This window comes from Pandoraea sp. PE-S2R-1 (assembly GCF_002179865.1).
In the GTDB taxonomy this organism is placed as follows: domain Bacteria; phylum Pseudomonadota; class Gammaproteobacteria; order Burkholderiales; family Burkholderiaceae; genus Pandoraea.
In genome coordinates this window covers 1-15,320 of sequence record NZ_NGUR01000012.1, presented here as the reverse complement: position 1 = coordinate 15,320, position 15,320 = coordinate 1, and the positions used below count along the sequence as shown (strand labels likewise).

General features: G+C 64.4%; 11 protein-coding genes. 5 read left to right on the top strand and 6 right to left on the bottom strand.

What is annotated here, in order from left to right:
* Window positions 1-47: 47 nt before the first annotated feature.
* Genes prmB through dapC form a run of 5 tightly spaced genes read right to left on the bottom strand, consistent with a single transcriptional unit; the run spans window position 48 to window position 4,583 of the window.
* Window positions 48-959 carry a 50S ribosomal protein L3 N(5)-glutamine methyltransferase gene (gene prmB, locus CDV44_RS15255; protein ID WP_058378992.1) on the bottom strand — a complete coding sequence of 304 codons (912 nt, stop codon included), beginning with the start codon at window positions 957-959 and terminating at the stop codon, window positions 48-50.
* 7 nt (window positions 960-966) lie between these two features.
* Entirely contained in the window at window positions 967-2,118 is a 1,152-nt protein-coding gene (gene dapE, locus CDV44_RS15250) for a succinyl-diaminopimelate desuccinylase (protein ID WP_087688802.1), read from the bottom strand.
* 4 nt (window positions 2,119-2,122) lie between these two features.
* Window positions 2,123-2,470, bottom strand: a complete 348-nt coding sequence (locus CDV44_RS15245; protein WP_087688801.1) for an ArsC family reductase — start codon at window positions 2,468-2,470, stop codon at window positions 2,123-2,125.
* Between the two features lie 46 nt (window positions 2,471-2,516).
* Window positions 2,517-3,344 carry a 2,3,4,5-tetrahydropyridine-2,6-dicarboxylate N-succinyltransferase gene (dapD, locus tag CDV44_RS15240; RefSeq protein ID WP_039374306.1) on the bottom strand — a complete coding sequence of 276 codons (828 nt, stop codon included), beginning with the start codon at window positions 3,342-3,344 and terminating at the stop codon, window positions 2,517-2,519.
* A 24-nt stretch (window positions 3,345-3,368) separates the two neighbouring features.
* Window positions 3,369-4,583, bottom strand: a complete 1,215-nt coding sequence (gene dapC / locus CDV44_RS15235) for a succinyldiaminopimelate transaminase (protein WP_087688800.1) — start codon at window positions 4,581-4,583, stop codon at window positions 3,369-3,371.
* A 313-nt stretch (window positions 4,584-4,896) separates the two neighbouring features.
* Between dapC and CDV44_RS15230 the strand changes: the two genes are divergently transcribed.
* The 5 genes from CDV44_RS15230 (at window position 4,897) to def (ending at window position 14,045) form a co-directional block, all read left to right on the top strand.
* Window positions 4,897-5,883 (top strand): DMT family transporter, encoded by a 987-nt coding sequence (locus CDV44_RS15230; RefSeq protein WP_087688799.1) that lies wholly within the window; start codon window positions 4,897-4,899, stop codon window positions 5,881-5,883.
* Window positions 5,884-6,039: 156 nt separating this feature from the next.
* Window positions 6,040-9,555, top strand: coding sequence for a chromosome segregation protein SMC (smc, locus tag CDV44_RS15225; RefSeq protein ID WP_087688798.1), 3,516 nt, complete (start codon window positions 6,040-6,042; stop codon window positions 9,553-9,555).
* Between the two features lie 39 nt (window positions 9,556-9,594).
* Window positions 9,595-11,121: a cell division protein ZipA C-terminal FtsZ-binding domain-containing protein gene (locus CDV44_RS15220; protein WP_087688797.1), complete on the top strand. Its 1,527-nt coding sequence runs from the start codon at window positions 9,595-9,597 to the stop codon at window positions 11,119-11,121.
* A 250-nt stretch (window positions 11,122-11,371) separates the two neighbouring features.
* A complete protein-coding gene (ligA, locus tag CDV44_RS15215) occupies window positions 11,372-13,495 on the top strand; it encodes an NAD-dependent DNA ligase LigA (protein WP_087688796.1) in 2,124 nt (707 codons plus the stop codon).
* Between the two features lie 16 nt (window positions 13,496-13,511).
* A complete protein-coding gene (gene def / locus CDV44_RS15210; RefSeq protein WP_058378984.1) occupies window positions 13,512-14,045 on the top strand; it encodes a peptide deformylase in 534 nt (177 codons plus the stop codon).
* Between the two features lie 95 nt (window positions 14,046-14,140).
* Here the strand turns inward: def and CDV44_RS15205 are convergent.
* Window positions 14,141-15,320 (bottom strand): pseudouridine synthase (locus CDV44_RS15205; protein ID WP_141118746.1); only part of this gene is annotated, 1,180 nt, incomplete at its 5' end.

Here is a 15,320-nt window from a genome sequence, read left to right as displayed (position 1 = left end):
AACTTAGGGAGTAAGCGGTGTTGGCGGAATGCGCCGCGTGCGTGCGATCAGGGCAGGTCGGCGGCCTGCACGAGGAACACCATGTCGTCGCCTGCGCTCGTCGCGAGCCAAGTCATCGGCAGGTCGGGGAAAGCCGCTTCCACGAAATTCCGCTCGTTGCCGATTTCCACCACCAGCACGCCGTCGTCGGTCAGATGCTCGCGTGCACCCGCGATGATGCGGCGAACGACATCCATGCCGTCGTCGCCACCGGCCAGCGCGAGACGCGGCTCGTGAAGATATTCGGCGGGCAGCACCTGCATCGTCCCTTCGTTGACGTAGGGCGGATTGGTGAGGATGACGTCATAACGCTTGCCCTTGGGCAGCGGCGCGTAGAGATCGCCCAGATGCAGCGAAACGCGATCCTCGAGCGCGTAATCGGCCACGTTGATCTTCGCCACGTCGAGGGCGTCGGGTGAAATGTCGACGGCGTCGATCTGCGCCACCGGGAACGTCTCGGCGGCCAGAATCGCGAGGCAGCCGGAGCCGGTGCATAGTTCGAGCACGTCGTTCACCAGCTCGGCATGATCGACCCACGGTTGCAGCGCATCTTCGAGCAGTTCGCCGACGAACGAGCGCGGAACGATCACGCGCTCATCGACATAGAAGCGGTGACCATGCATCCACGCTTCGTTCGTGATGTACGACGCCGGCACGCGCTCACCGGCGCGACGGTTGATGACCGACAGCACGCGCTCGATTTCCTCGGGCAGCAGACGCGCGTCGAGGAAGGGATCGAGCGTGTCGATCGGCAGGTGCAACGTGTGCAGCAGCAGATACGCGGCTTCGTCGTAAGCCGTGGCGGTGCCGTGACCGAAGGCCAGTTCGGCCTCAGTGAAGCGCGAGACGGCGTAACGCAGCAAGTCGCGCAGCGTCTTGAACGGATGCGATGCGGGGTGTGAAGCTTGTTGGGAGCTCATGGCGAATTCAGGCAATCAGACGGGTCAGCACACCACGATAGATGTTCTTGAGCGGCTCGATATCGGCCACGGCAATGTGTTCATCGATCTTGTGAATGCTGGCGTTGCACGGCCCGAATTCGATCACCTGCGGGCACATGCGCGCAATGAACCGGCCATCGGACGTGCCGCCCGTGGTCGAGAGTTCGGTGTCGAGCCCCGTTTCCTCATGAATCGCGCCCGCCAGCGCGTCAGACAGATCGCCGCGCGGCGTGAGGAACGGCTGGCCGCTGATCGACCAGTCGATGGTGTACGTGAGGCCATGACGATCGAGCAATTCGTGCACGCGCTTTTGCAGCCCGTCGGACGTGCTCGCCGTCGAAAAACGGAAGTTGAACATCACCATCAGTTCGCCCGGGATCACGTTGGTGGCGCCGGTGCCTGCATGGATGTTCGAAATCTGCCACGTCGTGGGCGGGAAGTACTCGTTGCCGTTGTCCCATACCGTCTCGGTCAACTCGGCCAGCGCCGGCGCAAACAGATGCGTCGGGTTCTTGGCGAGATGCGGATAGGCAATGTGGCCCTGCACACCCTTGACGATGAGCTTGCCGGACATCGAGCCGCGACGGCCGTTCTTGACCATGTCGCCGAGCTTCTGGCTCGACGTCGGCTCGCCGACCACGCAGTAGTCCATGCGCTCGCCACGGGCTTGCAAGGCTTCGACGACCTTGACGGTGCCGTCAGTCGCCGGGCCTTCCTCGTCGCTCGTCAGCAAAAAGCCGATGGCGTTGGCGTGATCCGGGTGTTGGGCGACAAACTCTTCCGAGGCCACTACGAACGCAGCGAGCGACGTCTTCATGTCGGCCGCACCGCGCCCATAGAGCATGCCGTCGCGATGCGTCGGCGCAAACGGGTCGGAATGCCATTGCTCGACCGGGCCGGTCGGCACCACGTCGGTATGGCCGGCGAACACGAGCAGCTTGCCGTCGGTGCCGCGCGTGCCGCGCTTGACGGCCCACAGGTTCGTCACACCGTTCGATGCAATGGTTTCGCACGCGAAGCCGATCGCCTCAAGGCGGCGCGACAGAATGCTCTGGCAGTCGCGGTCTTCGGGCGTCACCGAGTGACGGGCAATCAGTTGCTCGGTAAGCGCCAGCGTGGCGCCTTGGGAGGATGTCATGAAATCAGAATCGTGAAGCGTAACTGTCGGGCGTGAAGCCCACTGAAACCTTGCCGTCGGCCACCAGCACGGGACGCTTGATGAGCGACGGATTTTCGATCATCAGCACGCGGGCCGCCGGTACTTCGGCGGCCGCGGCCTGTTGTTCCGGCGTGAGCTTGCGCCACGTTGTGCCCTTGCGGTTGAGCAACGTGGTGAGCGGCACCTGAGCGAGCCAGGTGTCCAGCAGTGCGTCGGACACGCCCGCCTTTTTGAAGTCGTGAAAGTCATACGCCACGCTATGCTCGTCGAGCCACGTGCGCGCCTTCTTCACGGTATCGCAGTTGGGAATGCCGTACAGCACTGCCGTCATCGCCTGAAACTCCTGAGTTCGATGTCGCCTTGGCGGCGACGGGAAATTACTCGCCGCGCAGCAGATCGTTGATCGCGGTCTTGGCGCGCGTTTGCGCGTCGACCTTCTTCACGATCACGGCGCAGTACAGGCTGTACTTGCCATCCTTCGACGGCAGGTTGCCCGGCACGACGACCGAGCCGGCCGGCACGCGGCCGTAATGCACTTCACCGGTTTCGCGGTCATAGATCTTGGTCGACTGACCCAGATACACGCCCATCGAAATCACCGAGTTCTCTTCCACGATCACGCCTTCGACCACTTCCGAGCGCGCGCCGATGAAGCAGTTGTCTTCGATGATGACCGGGTTGGCTTGCAGCGGCTCGAGCACGCCGCCAATGCCGACGCCGCCCGAGAGGTGAACGTTCTTGCCGATCTGGGCGCACGAACCGACGGTGGCCCACGTGTCGACCATCGTGCCTTCATCGACGTATGCACCGATGTTGGTGTACGACGGCATCAGCACCACGTTCTTGCCGATGAACGAACCACGGCGGGCAACCGCCGGCGGCACCACGCGGAAACCGCCACGGGCGAAGTCTTCCGCCGTGTAGTTGGCGAACTTGCTCGGCACCTTGTCGTAGAACTGGCTGAAACCGCCCGCCGGCATCACGGCGTTGTCTTCCAGACGGAACGACAGCAGCACGGCCTTCTTGATCCACTGGTTCACGATCCACTGGCCGTCTTGCTTCTGGGCCACGCGCAGGGCGCCCTTATCAAGCTCGGCGATGACGTGAGCAACCGCCTCACGCACGTCGGCAGGTGCCGACTTGGCCGAGATCTCGGCACGGTTTTCCCAAGCTTGGTCGATGATGGTTTGCAGTTGTTGCGACATGGCGAGAATGTGAAGCTAAAAAGATTAACGGGATTGATTCAGCGACTGGCAGAACTGCACGATGCGCTGCGCGCCTTCGGTGCATTCGTCCACATCGGCCACGAGGGCGATGCGCACGTAGTTCTCAGCCGGGTTGGTGCCGTGCGCCGCGCGGCCCAGATACGACCCGGGCAGTACGGCGACATTGTATTGCGCCAGCAACTGGCGCGTGAATTCCGTGTCCGACAGGCCGGTCTTTTCGTCGACCTTGGCCCACAGATAGAAGCCGGCGTCGGGCAAGCGCACGTCGAGCACTTCGGCGAGCATCGGCGTGACGGTCTGGAATTTCTTCAGGTACTTGCTGCGATTCAGGCGCACGTGCGCTTCGTCGTTCCACGCGGCAATGCTCGCGGCCTGCACGGCCGGGCTCATGGCGCAGCCGTGGTAGGTGCGGTACAGCAGGAATTTCTTGAGAATAGCCGCATCGCCCGCCACGAACCCCGAGCGCATGCCCGGCACGTTCGAGCGCTTCGACAGACTGGAAAACACCACCAGACGCTCGAAACCGCGACCCAACTGGTGGGCCGCTGCCAGACCGCCCAACGGTGCGCGTTCTTCGTCGAAATAGATCTCGGAATAGCACTCGTCGGACGCGATCACGAAACCGTACTCGTCCGAGAGTTCGAACAGACGCTTCCAGTCGGCCAGATTGAGCACCGCACCGGTCGGATTGCCCGGCGAGCACAGGAAGACCAACTGCACGTCGCGCCACACGTCCGCCGGCACGGCGTCGTAGTCGGGGGCGAAGTTGCGGGCCGGATCGCTGTCCGCGTAATAGGGCGTGGCGCCGGCGAGCAGCGTCGCACCCTCATAGATTTGATAGAACGGGTTCGGGCACAGCACGCGCGCGCCGGGCTTGCTGCCGTCGACCACTGCCTGGGCGAACGAGAACAGCGCTTCGCGCGAGCCAGTGACAGGCAGCACTTCGGTGGCCGGGTTCACGTTGGGCAGCGCGTAGCGGCGCTCCAGCCACGCAGCGATTGAGGCGCGCAGCGGCTCGCCGCCGGCCGTCGCCGGGTAGTTCGAGAGACCGCCCAGCCCTTCGATCAGGGCTTCCTTAATGAACTGCGGCGTGGGGTGCTTGGGCTCCCCGATACCGAAGCTGATGGCCTTGTACGCGGCAGCGGGCGTGACATCGGCCACGAGCGCTTTCAGGCGTTCAAAGGGATAGGGCTGGAGCTTGTCGAGTAATGGGTTCACGAGAATTCAAACAGACTCAGGGCTAGGGCTCGCGAGGCGCTATGGCGTTATCGCGAGGATGCGGCGCTTCCGGTGCAGGAATCGTGCCGGGATACCGGATGTTGACATGGGGCGCCGGGTGTTGGGTAGCGCGCCGTGTATAAGGCACATCACACGAAGGGGTTCCCGGACGCGCCCAAGAATGGCAAGATCGGTAAAGCGAAAATTATACCGTCACGGCGCGCACAAAGCGCGAACCGCTGCGTAATTCAGCACACTCCGAGGCGCCAGTGGGGCAAGTCTGCGGAGTATCTCAGGTTTTTCAGGAGCAAGTATGACCGTAGCCGGCAACGGCGCGCCAGGCCCGGACTCCCTGTCCGGCGCCACGCTGCGTGCCCGGGCGGCCCCCGCCTTGGCCATTCTCATCGGATCCTCCGTGTGGGGTCTCGCCTGGTTCCCTTACCGTGTTCTCGCCCAGTGGGGCGTCGCCGCCGTGCCGGCACAAGCCTGCACGGCCACCATCGCCTTGCTGCTGCTCTCGCTGGTCTACCGGCGCTCGCTGGGCACACTGCGCTGGTCATGGCTGCTGGCGGGCGTGGCCTTTGCGGGCGGCATTACCAACGTCGCCTTCGTCTGGGGCACCACGCACGGCCATGTCATGCGGGTGCTGCTGCTTTTCTATCTGACCCCGGTATGGACGGCGCTCTTCGCGAACTGGCTGCTCGGCGAGCGCGTCGGGCTGCGCGGGGCGGGCCTGATCGCGCTGGCGCTCGGCGGGGCGGGGCTCATGCTGTGGTCGCCGGAAATGGGCTGGCCGGTGCCGAACAATCCCGGTGAGTGGGCCGGGATGATCGCCGGTGCCGCTTTCGCGCTGAATAACGTGCTGCTGCGCCGGGTGAGCCTCGAACTACCCGACGTCAAGCCGGAAATGCGGAGCTGGACCCTGTATCTGGGCTGTCTGGTCGGCGGCCTGCTGGTGCTGCCGTTCGACGGCGGGCTGCAATCGGGCGGGGCAGCGCTCTCGGCGCTGACGTCGAGCCCGGCGACGGCGGTGGTGGCGGTTGCCTTGGGCTGCACCATCGCCTTTTCGAACGTGATCGTGCAGTTCGGGCTGGCACGGGTGCCGGCCAATCAGGCGGCGCTCATCATGCTGTTCGAAATCGTGGTCGCCGCGATCTCGTCGTGGTGGCTGGCCAGCGAAGGGCTCGGAACCCGCGAAATCGCCGGTGGATTGTGCATTGTGGCGGCCGGTATCCTGTCCGGAATCTTGCCCGAATCCAAGCGTTGTAAATCCACGACGCCGGGGGATGCGATGGTATGATGCGTACCCATGTAATACCGGTGTGACCGGTGCTGTTACCGATGTCATTACTAGTATGAGCGGCCCGCGCACGCCAGCGTGCGCGAGGCCCGACAGGACCAGCTAAGCGCGTCTGCGTCTTTCCCATCATTCAATGACCGATAAAGCGAACCTGCCGTGCGTCTGACTTCCCTCAAACTCGCTGGCTTCAAATCCTTCGTCGACCCGACGAACTTCGCGGTTCCCGGCCAGTTGGTCGGGATTGTCGGCCCGAACGGGTGCGGCAAATCCAACATCATCGATGCCGTGCGCTGGGTGCTCGGCGAATCGCGCGCCTCCGAGCTGCGCGGCGAATCGATGCAGGACGTGATCTTCAACGGATCGACCGCCCGCAAACAGGCGAGCCGCGCCAGCGTCGAACTCGTGTTCGACAACAGCGCCGGGCGCGCCGCCGGGCAGTGGAGCCAGTACGCGGAAATCGCCGTCAAGCGCGTGCTCACGCGCGATGGCACCTCCAGCTACTACATCAACAACCTGCCGGCACGCCGCCGCGACATTCAGGACATCTTCCTCGGTACCGGCCTCGGGCCGCGCGCCTACGCCATCATCGGGCAGGGGATGATCTCGCGCATCATCGAGGCCAAGCCCGAAGAGCTGCGCGTGTTCCTCGAAGAAGCCGCCGGTGTGTCGAAGTACAAGGAACGCCGCCGCGAGACCGAAAACCGCTTGCAGGACACCCGCGAGAATCTGACGCGTGTGGAAGACATTCTGCGCGAACTCGGTGCCAATCTCGAAAAGCTCGAATCGCAGGCGGTCGTTGCCAATCGTTTCAAGGACTTGCATCGCGACGGCGAAGAAAAGCAGCAACTGCTGTGGCTGCTGCGCAAGAACGAAGCGCAGGGCGAGCAAGAGCGCCAGCAGCGCGCCATCGAATCGGCTCAGGTCGATCTCGAAGCGCAGATGGCACGCCTGCGCGGGTCGGAATCCGATCTTGAAACGCTGCGCGCCGCGCACTACACCGCCACCGACGCCGTACAAGCCGCGCAAGGCGCGATGTACGAAGCCAACTCGGAGGTGAGCCGGCTTGAGGCCGAGATTCGCTATGTCGTCGAGTCGCGCAATCGCGTGCAGGCGCAACTGGCGGCACTGACCTCGCAGCGTGAACAGTGGCAGGCCCGTTCTTCGCAGTCGGAAGAAGCGCTCGCGCTGGCCGAAGAAGAACTCATCATTGCCGAAGAGCGCGCCGCGACGGCGCAGGATCAGGCGGCGGATCAGAACGATGCGCTGCCGGCGCTCGAAACCGGTTGGCGCGATGCGCAGAGCCTGCTCAACGAGCAGCGCAGCGAAATCGCACAAGTAGAACAGAGCCTGAAGCTGGAAGCGGCGCATCAGCGCAACGCCGATCAGGCTTTGCAGCAGTTGCAGCAGCGTCAGGAGCGTTTGCAAGGCGAGGCACGCGGGCTCGACAAGCCCGACGAAGCCGAGCTCGAAATGCAGCGCGGCGATCTGGCCGAACATCAGGCGATGCTCGAAGACGCGCAGGCCGAACTGGCCGAGGCGCAAGAGCGTCTGCCGCGTCTCGAAGCCGAGCGCAGCGAAGCGCAGGCGCGCGTGCAGTCCGAGGCTGCGACGATCGCTCAGCTCGAAGCGCGCCTCGTCGCGCTCAAGCAACTGCAAGAAAGCGTGCAGACCGAAGGCAAGGTGCAGCCGTGGCTCGACAAGCACGAGCTGGCGCAATTGCCGCGTCTGTGGAAGAAATTGCACATCGAGCCGGGCTGGGAAAGCGCGCTCGAATCGGTGTTGCGCGAGCGGCTGGCCGCCCTTGAGATCAGTAATCTCGACTGGGTCAAGGCGTTTGCGAGCGATGCCCCGCCGGCCAAGCTGGCGTTCTATTCGCCGCCGCCGGCTGCGCGTCCGCTGGATGCCCCGGCGTCGCTGCGCCCGCTCCTTTCGCTGCTCCGTATCGACGATCCGGGCCTGCGTGCGGTGTTGCAGGAATGGCTCGGCCAAACCTTCGTGGCGGACGATCTCACGCAGGCGATGTCCCTGCGTGCGCAGTTGCCCGAAGGCGCTTCGTTCGTCGTCAAGGCAGGCCATCAGGTCACGCGTGTGGGCGTTCAGCTCTACGCGGCCGACTCGGAGCAGGCGGGTCTGCTCGCCCGTCAGCAGGAAATTGAGAATCTCGGTAAGCAATTACGTGCGCAGGTGCTGCTGTCCGACGAAGCCAAGTCGGCAGCGGTGCGTACGGAAGCCGCCTACAGCCAGGCGGCGCAGGCGCTGACGGATGTGCGCGGCCGTGCCGAGCGCGCGACGCAGCGCGTGCACGCCTTGCAACTCGACGTGCTCAAGCTCACGCAAGCCTACGAGCGCTTCAACGCGCGCAGCACGCAGATCGATGAAGAACTGCGTGAAATTGCGGCGCAGATTGAAGAGCAACGAGCGCTGCGCGCCGAGTCGGAAGCCAATTTCGAACAGAACGACGGACGTCTGGCCGAATTGCAGGCTACCTTCGAAGACGGTCAGCTCGAATTCGAATCGCTCGACAGCAAGCTCTCCGACGCCCGCAATCGCGCCCGCGAGCTGGAGCGTCTGGCACAGGAAGCCTCGTTCGGTCAGAAGGGCATCGCCAGCAAGATCGACGAGCATCGCCGCAGCATTCAGACCTCGCTTGAACAAGCCGACCGTCTGGTGGTGTCGATCGAACAGGCGCAGGCCGAACTGGCGCAGATCACCGAACAGACCGCCGAGAACGGCCTTCAGGACGCGCTGGAACTGCGTGCCGAGAAGGAAGAGATTCTGGGCGCCGCCCGTATCGAACTCGACGCGCTCACGCACAAGCTGCGCCAGAGCGACGAAGAGCGGCTGGCCGCTGAACGTGGCTTGCAGCCGCTGCGCGATCGCATCACCGAATTGCAGTTGAAGGAGCAGGCCGCCCGCCTGAACCGCGAGCAGTTCGTGGAGCAACTCACGAATGCCGAGGTCGACGAAGAGGCGCTGTCGGCCAAGCTCACGCCGGACATGAAGGCGTCGTACCTGCAAGGCGAAGTCACGCGCATCAACAATGCGATCAACTCGCTGGGCCCGGTCAACATGGCCGCGCTGGAAGAGCTGGAGACGGCGCGCGAGCGCAAGGTCTTCCTCGATGCGCAGTCGGCCGACCTGAACGATGCCATCGAAACGCTGGAAGGCGCGATCCGCAAGATCGACGAAGAGACGCGCGTACTGCTGCAAGGCACGTTCGACGAAGTGAACAAGCATTTCGGCGAACTGTTCCCGATGCTGTTCGGTGGCGGTCAGGCCAAACTCATCATGACCGGCGACGAAATTCTCGACGCCGGCGTGCAGGTGATGGCACAACCGCCGGGCAAGAAGAACTCTACGATTCACTTGCTGTCTGGTGGAGAGAAGGCCCTCACGGCCATCGCGCTCGTGTTCGGCATGTTCCAGCTCAACCCGGCACCCTTCTGTTTGCTCGATGAGGTGGACGCGCCGCTGGACGACGCCAACACCGAGCGTTACGCCAAGATGGTTGCGCGCATGTCGGACCGCACGCAGTTCGTCTTTATTTCACACAACAAGATCGCGATGGAAATGGCCAATCAGCTCATCGGCGTCACCATGCAGGAACAAGGGGTGTCGCGGATTGTGGCGGTGGACATGGAATCCGCGATCAATCTGGCCGAAATTGCCTGACCCCATGCCCACGATGGAGAAGAGAGAGGAACGCCGCGCATGAATGAACTGCAGCTGAGCTTGATTGCCGCAGGGGTAGTGGTACTACTGGGGGTTGTGGCTTATAACGCATGGCAGGGCAGCAAGGCCCGCCAGCGCATTCCACGTCGCATGCCGGTCGACGGCGCAGGGATCGATGCCACTGCCGGCATTCCCGATCCCGATGACGAGCGTCCGTTCATCGAACCGACGCTCTCGCCGCCGCGCATGCCGCAGTCGGGCGAGCGTCGCGAACCCACGCTGGGCCCGGCAACGGCGGCCAGCACGTCGGTGCAGGACGCCTTTGCCATCAACGAAGACGCCTGGGATGCCCCGCCCGCCGCACGTAAGCGTGCCGCGCAGGAAGCAGCCGCCCAGCAGGCTGGCGCGCCCGTAGAGCCGAGCTTTGGCGGCGCTGCTGCCTCCGCCGGCGTCGAAGGCTCGACGGAAGTCACGGCCGAAATGGCCGAAATGGCCGCTGCCGAAGCGGCGCAAGCCGAAGACGCGCAACAGGCGGCTACGGCAAGTATGGTGGCACGCGTGGATGCCGAACTGGCAGCGGACGACACCGTAGACGCCTCTTCGGCTGCCTCGGTTGCCGCTGCCGCAGGGGCACCGGACGCCGTGGCGCCGACGACCCATGCGACCCATGCCGCCGAAGCCCCGCCAGTGGCGGCTGCACCGGCTGAAGTCGCGGTCGCGACGCGCCCTGCCGTGCCGAGCGGTCCGCCGCCGGTGATCGACGAGCGCATCGATTGCATCGTCGAACTGCCGCTGGCCAATGTGGTTGCCGCCGAGCGCCTGATGCCGCTGACGGTGCGCATGCGCCGTGCGGGCGGCAAGCCGGTCAACATCGAAGGCCGTGCGGACGAAGACTCGCCGTGGGAGCCGATTCGCAGCGGTGGCCGCTATCACCAACTGCGCATGGCCGTGCAATTGGCCAACCGTGCGGGGGCGCTTAACGAAGTCGAATTCTCCGAGTTCTCGAATCTCGTGCAGACGCTGGCTGATGCTGTCGATGCGCTGCCGGAACTGCCCGACATGATGGAGACGGTCGCGCGCGGCCGTGAACTGGACAGCTTTGCCGCCCAGTGCGACGCGCAACTGTCGGTGAACGTCCTCTCGGACGGTGCGCCGTGGTCGGCCAACTACGTTCAGGCGGTCGCCACGCAAGACGGCTTGCTGCTGTCGCGCGACGGCATGCGCTTCGTGAAGCTCGACACGCGCCAGAACCCGGTGTTCATGCTGCAATTCGGTGACACCAACTTCCTGCGCGACGACCTGACCTACAAGGGCGGCGATCTGATCACGATGCTGCTCGACGTGCCGGTGGCCGACGAAGACCTGCTGCCGTTCCGCCTGATGTGCGACTACGCGCGCTCCATCGGTCAGCGTATCGGCGGGCGAGTCGTGGACGATCAGCGCCGGCCGCTCTCGGATGCCGCACTGCAAAACGTCGACAAACAGTTGCTCAAGCTTTATGAGCGTCTGGAAGCCCGTGGTTTGCCGGCGGGCTCACCGGTCACGCGCCGCTTGTTCAGCCAGTAAATGATTCGGAAGACACGGCAGGTCAGCCCGCCGTGACAGGCTGGCACGGGGTTTGCGGGCATCCTGCGAACATCGGTCCGGCACTGTCTTTGATGCACGCCGTTCACCGTCGGGTGAGCGGCGTTTTTATTCCGCCGCGGGTTTCCTGTGATGTCGGACCGCCGAGCGCGCCAACGCGGGCGCGTCGAAGGCATAATGTTCTGACTTATTTAGCGACCCCGCGAATCCCGCGAATCCAGAGTTCCCACGCATGACCCAAACACCCGTTCCGGACCCGAGCGCTACCGCCCCTACGGCCGCCAGTGTTGCGAATGTCGCTGACGCTGCCGAGGCCGCCGAGCGTGCCGCTGCGCTGCGCATCGAACTGGCACGCCTGAACCGTGCCTACTACGAAGACGATGCACCGATCGTGCCCGATGCCGAATACGATCGCCTGTTTGGCGAGCTTGTCGGGCTGGAGGCCGCATTCCCCGAATTGCAGCGCGCCGACTCGCCGACGCAACGCGTCGGCGGCAAGGCCGTAGAAGGCTTTGCGCCGGTGGTGCACCGTGTGCCGATGCTCTCGCTGAACAACGGTTTCAGCGATGAAGATATCGAAGCCTTCGACCGCCGGGTGTCCGATGGCTTGCGTGACCCTAACGCTGCACCGTCCGGCGACCTCTTCGGTGATGCCGTTGAACCGGTGGAGTACGCCGCCGAACTGAAGTTCGATGGCCTGGCGATCGCCTTGCGCTACGAACACGGCGTGCTCGTGCAGGCGGCCACACGCGGGGATGGCACGACCGGTGAGGACGTCACGGCCAACATCCGCACGGTTAAGAAGATTCCGCTGAGTCTGGACACCGATCATCCGCCCGAAGTCTTGGAAGTCCGAGGTGAAGTGCTGATGTTCCGCGCTGACTTCGACAAGCTCAATCGCGCGCAGGAAGCGGCTGGCGAGAAGGTGTTCGTCAATCCGCGCAACGCGGCAGCTGGCAGCCTGCGACAGCTCGACTCGAAGATCACGGCGAAACGTCCGCTGTCGTTCTTCGCGTATGGCGTCGGCGAACTGGTGGGCGTGCCGATGCCCGAAACGCACTCGGCGCTGCTCGACTGGTACGACGGACTCGGCATTCCGGTGAACGAGCGGCGCGAGGTGGTGCGCGGCGCGGCCGGGCTGCTCGCGTTCTACAAGGCGGTCGGCGAGACGCGCGACTCGCTGCCGTACGACATCGACGGCGTGGTGTACAAGGTCAATCGCCGCGACGAGCAAGACCGACTGGGCTTCGTCTCGCGGGCACCGCGCTTCGCGCTCGCGCACAAATTCCCGGCTCAGGAAGCCCTCACGACGCTGCTCGACATCGAAGTGCAGGTCGGGCGTACCGGCGCAATCACGCCGGTGGCGCGTCTGGCGCCGGTGTTCGTCGGCGGTGCCACCGTCACCAACGCCACCCTGCATAACGAAGGCGAAATCCGCCGCAAGGACGTGATGATCGGCGACACGGTGATCGTGCGCCGTGCAGGCGATGTGATTCCCGAAGTCGTGGGTTCGGTGCTTGAGCGCCGTCCGGCCGACGCGCGGGCGTTTGTCATGCCAACCGAGTGTCCGGTGTGCGGCTCGGCCATCGAAAAGCTGCCCGACGAAGTCATCGCGCGTTGCACGGGCGGGTTGATTTGCGCTGCGCAGCGCAAGCAGGCGTTGCTGCATTTTGCGCAGCGTCGCGCGCTTGACGTGGAAGGGTTGGGCGACAAGCTCGTCGAGCAATTGGTCGACCAGCAAATCATTCGCACGCCGGCCGATCTGTTCAAGCTCGGCGTGGCCAAGCTGGCGGCACTCGACCGGATGGCCGACAAGTCGGCGGCCAATCTGGTGGCGTCGCTTGAGAAGGCGCGTCACACGACGCTGGCCCGCTTTATCTTTGCGCTGGGCATTCGCCACGTGGGCGAGGCGACGGCCAAGGATCTGGCGCGGTATTTCGGTACGATGGATAACGTGATGGCGGCGACGGCCGAGGAACTGCTGGCCGTGCCGGACGTCGGACCCATTGTGGCCCAGTCCATCGCCAATTTTTTTGCCGAGCCGCATAATGTCGAGGTGATCGAACAATTGCGCGCGGCAGGCGTGACCTGGCCGGAGTCCGAACCGGCGGCGGTAGCCCCGCTGCCGTTGGCGGGCAAGACGTTCGTGCTCACGGGCACCTTGCCCACGCTCTCGCGCGACGAGGCGAAGGCGATGCTCGAAGAGAAGGGCGCGAAGGTGGCAGGCTCGGTATCGGCAAAGACCGACTATCTGGTTGCCGGCGCGGAAGCCGGCAGCAAGCTGGCGAAGGCGGAGGCACTGGGCGTACCCGTGCTCGATGAGGACGCTATGCGGACCATGTTGGCCGCGCTTTGATGTGAGGACCCAATCGATGATTCGCGACATTCTGAAAATGGGCGATCCGCGGCTGTTGCGCATCGCCAAGTCGGTCGAGCATTTCGACACGCCCGAGTTGCACGAGCTGGTGGCCGATATGTTCGACACCATGCGGCATGCCGATGGGGCGGGGCTCGCCGCGCCGCAGATCGGCGTGGACTTGCAGGTGGTGATCTTCGGCTTCGAGCATAACGACCGTTATCCCGATGCGCCCGAGGTGCCGGAGACCGTGTTGATCAACCCGGTGATCACGCCGCTCACGCAGGATATGGAAGAGGGCTGGGAAGGGTGCTTGTCGGTGCCCGGCCTGCGCGGCATGGTCAGCCGTTATTCGATGCTGCGCTACGAAGGCTTCGATCAGTATGGCAAGAGCATCGACCGCATTGCCGAAGGCTTTCACGCCCGCGTGGTGCAGCATGAGTGCGATCACCTGATCGGCAAGCTGTATCCGATGCGCATCACCGATTTCAGCAAGTTCGGTTTCACCGAAATCCTGTTCCCCGGACTCGATCCGGCGAGCGACGATTGATGTGCTGATGCACCTTTGATTCGTATCGCCAGATGTAAAAAAAGCCCGCTTTCGCGGGCTTTTTCACGTCTTGCGTCATCTAGCGTGCAGCGAGATCAGAACTCTTCGCCGGGGCGCAGGTAACGCCATTCACCCACCGGCAGATTGCCAAGCGTGACGCGGCCCATGCGCACGCGCTTGAGCCCCGTCACATGCAGGCCGACGAGCTCGCACATGCGGCGAATCTGGCGCTTCTTGCCTTCCTTCAGCACGAAACGCAGTTGCTCCGGGTTCTGCCACTCGACTTGGGCCGGCTTGAGCGGCTGGTCGTCGAGTTCGAGCCCGTGGCGCAGCAACGCCAGACGGCTTTCCGGGAACAGTGCCTGCACGTTCTGCTCTTGGCCGTCGTACGACACGCGCACGAGGTATTCCTTTTCGACGTCCGAGTCTTCGCCGATCAGTTGCTTGGCGACGCGGCCGTCTTGCGTAAGCACCAGCACGCCGGTCGAGTCGATGTCGAGGCGTCCGGCGGGAGCCAGACTGCGCAGATGCGTCGGCGAGAAGCGCACGCCGGCATCGTCTTCCGCCCAGTGGTTTTCACGCGTGACCAGCACGATCGCCGGCTCGTAGCCGTCTTCCGCCTGACCCGACACATAGCCCACCGGCTTGTGGATGATGATCGTCATGCGATTGGCCTGCTCCTTGCGGGCAGCCTGCACGACGGTGATGTCCTGCGTGGGCAGAATCCGGGTGCCGAGCTCGGTCACGACCTTGCCGTCGACACGGACCCAGCCTTTGGCGATCCATTCATCGGCTTCGCGACGCGAGCACAGGCCGAGTTCCGACATGCGCTTGGACAGACGCAGCGAACCCGCGGCGTCGTTGTGCACCTTGATATCGTCGTCGTCATCGCGCTCGACACGCGTCGGGCGCGTGGTGCGGGCCGGACGTGCGCCGCGCTCGTCGTTGCCAAACCGGCCACGCGGCGGTGCACCCTCCGGGCTACGGCGCGGTGCGCGGTCGTCGGCACCCCGGTTGAACGGACGGGCCTGATCGCCACGTGCGCCACCTTCGGGTGCGCGGCGCGGACGGTCTTCGTCGAAGCGACGCGGTGCGCGGTCGTCGGCACCACGATTGAACGGACGGCCCTGTTCGCCGCGAGCGCCACCCTCAGGGGCACGACGCGGGCGGTTATCGTCGAAGCGACGGGGTGCGCGGTCGTCGGCGCCACGATTGAACGGGCGGGCCTGATCGCCTCGCGCGCCACCTTCGGGTGCGCGACGCGGACGGTCCTCG

What these genes read in the sequence shown, in the direction of transcription:
- prmB (WP_058378992.1), bottom strand. Translation starts at nt 959, where the DNA reads ATGAGCTCCCAACAAGCTTCACACCCCGCATCGCATCCGTTCAAGACG.
- dapE (WP_087688802.1), bottom strand. Translation starts at nt 2,118, where the DNA reads ATGACATCCTCCCAAGGCGCCACGCTGGCGCTTACCGAGCAACTGATT.
- CDV44_RS15245 (WP_087688801.1), bottom strand. Translation starts at nt 2,470, where the DNA reads ATGACGGCAGTGCTGTACGGCATTCCCAACTGCGATACCGTGAAGAAG.
- dapD (WP_039374306.1), bottom strand. Translation starts at nt 3,344, where the DNA reads ATGTCGCAACAACTGCAAACCATCATCGACCAAGCTTGGGAAAACCGT.
- CDV44_RS15230 (WP_087688799.1), top strand. Translation starts at nt 4,897, where the DNA reads ATGACCGTAGCCGGCAACGGCGCGCCAGGCCCGGACTCCCTGTCCGGC.
- CDV44_RS15220 (WP_087688797.1), top strand. Translation starts at nt 9,595, where the DNA reads ATGAATGAACTGCAGCTGAGCTTGATTGCCGCAGGGGTAGTGGTACTA.
- ligA (WP_087688796.1), top strand. Translation starts at nt 11,372, where the DNA reads ATGACCCAAACACCCGTTCCGGACCCGAGCGCTACCGCCCCTACGGCC.
- def (WP_058378984.1), top strand. Translation starts at nt 13,512, where the DNA reads ATGATTCGCGACATTCTGAAAATGGGCGATCCGCGGCTGTTGCGCATC.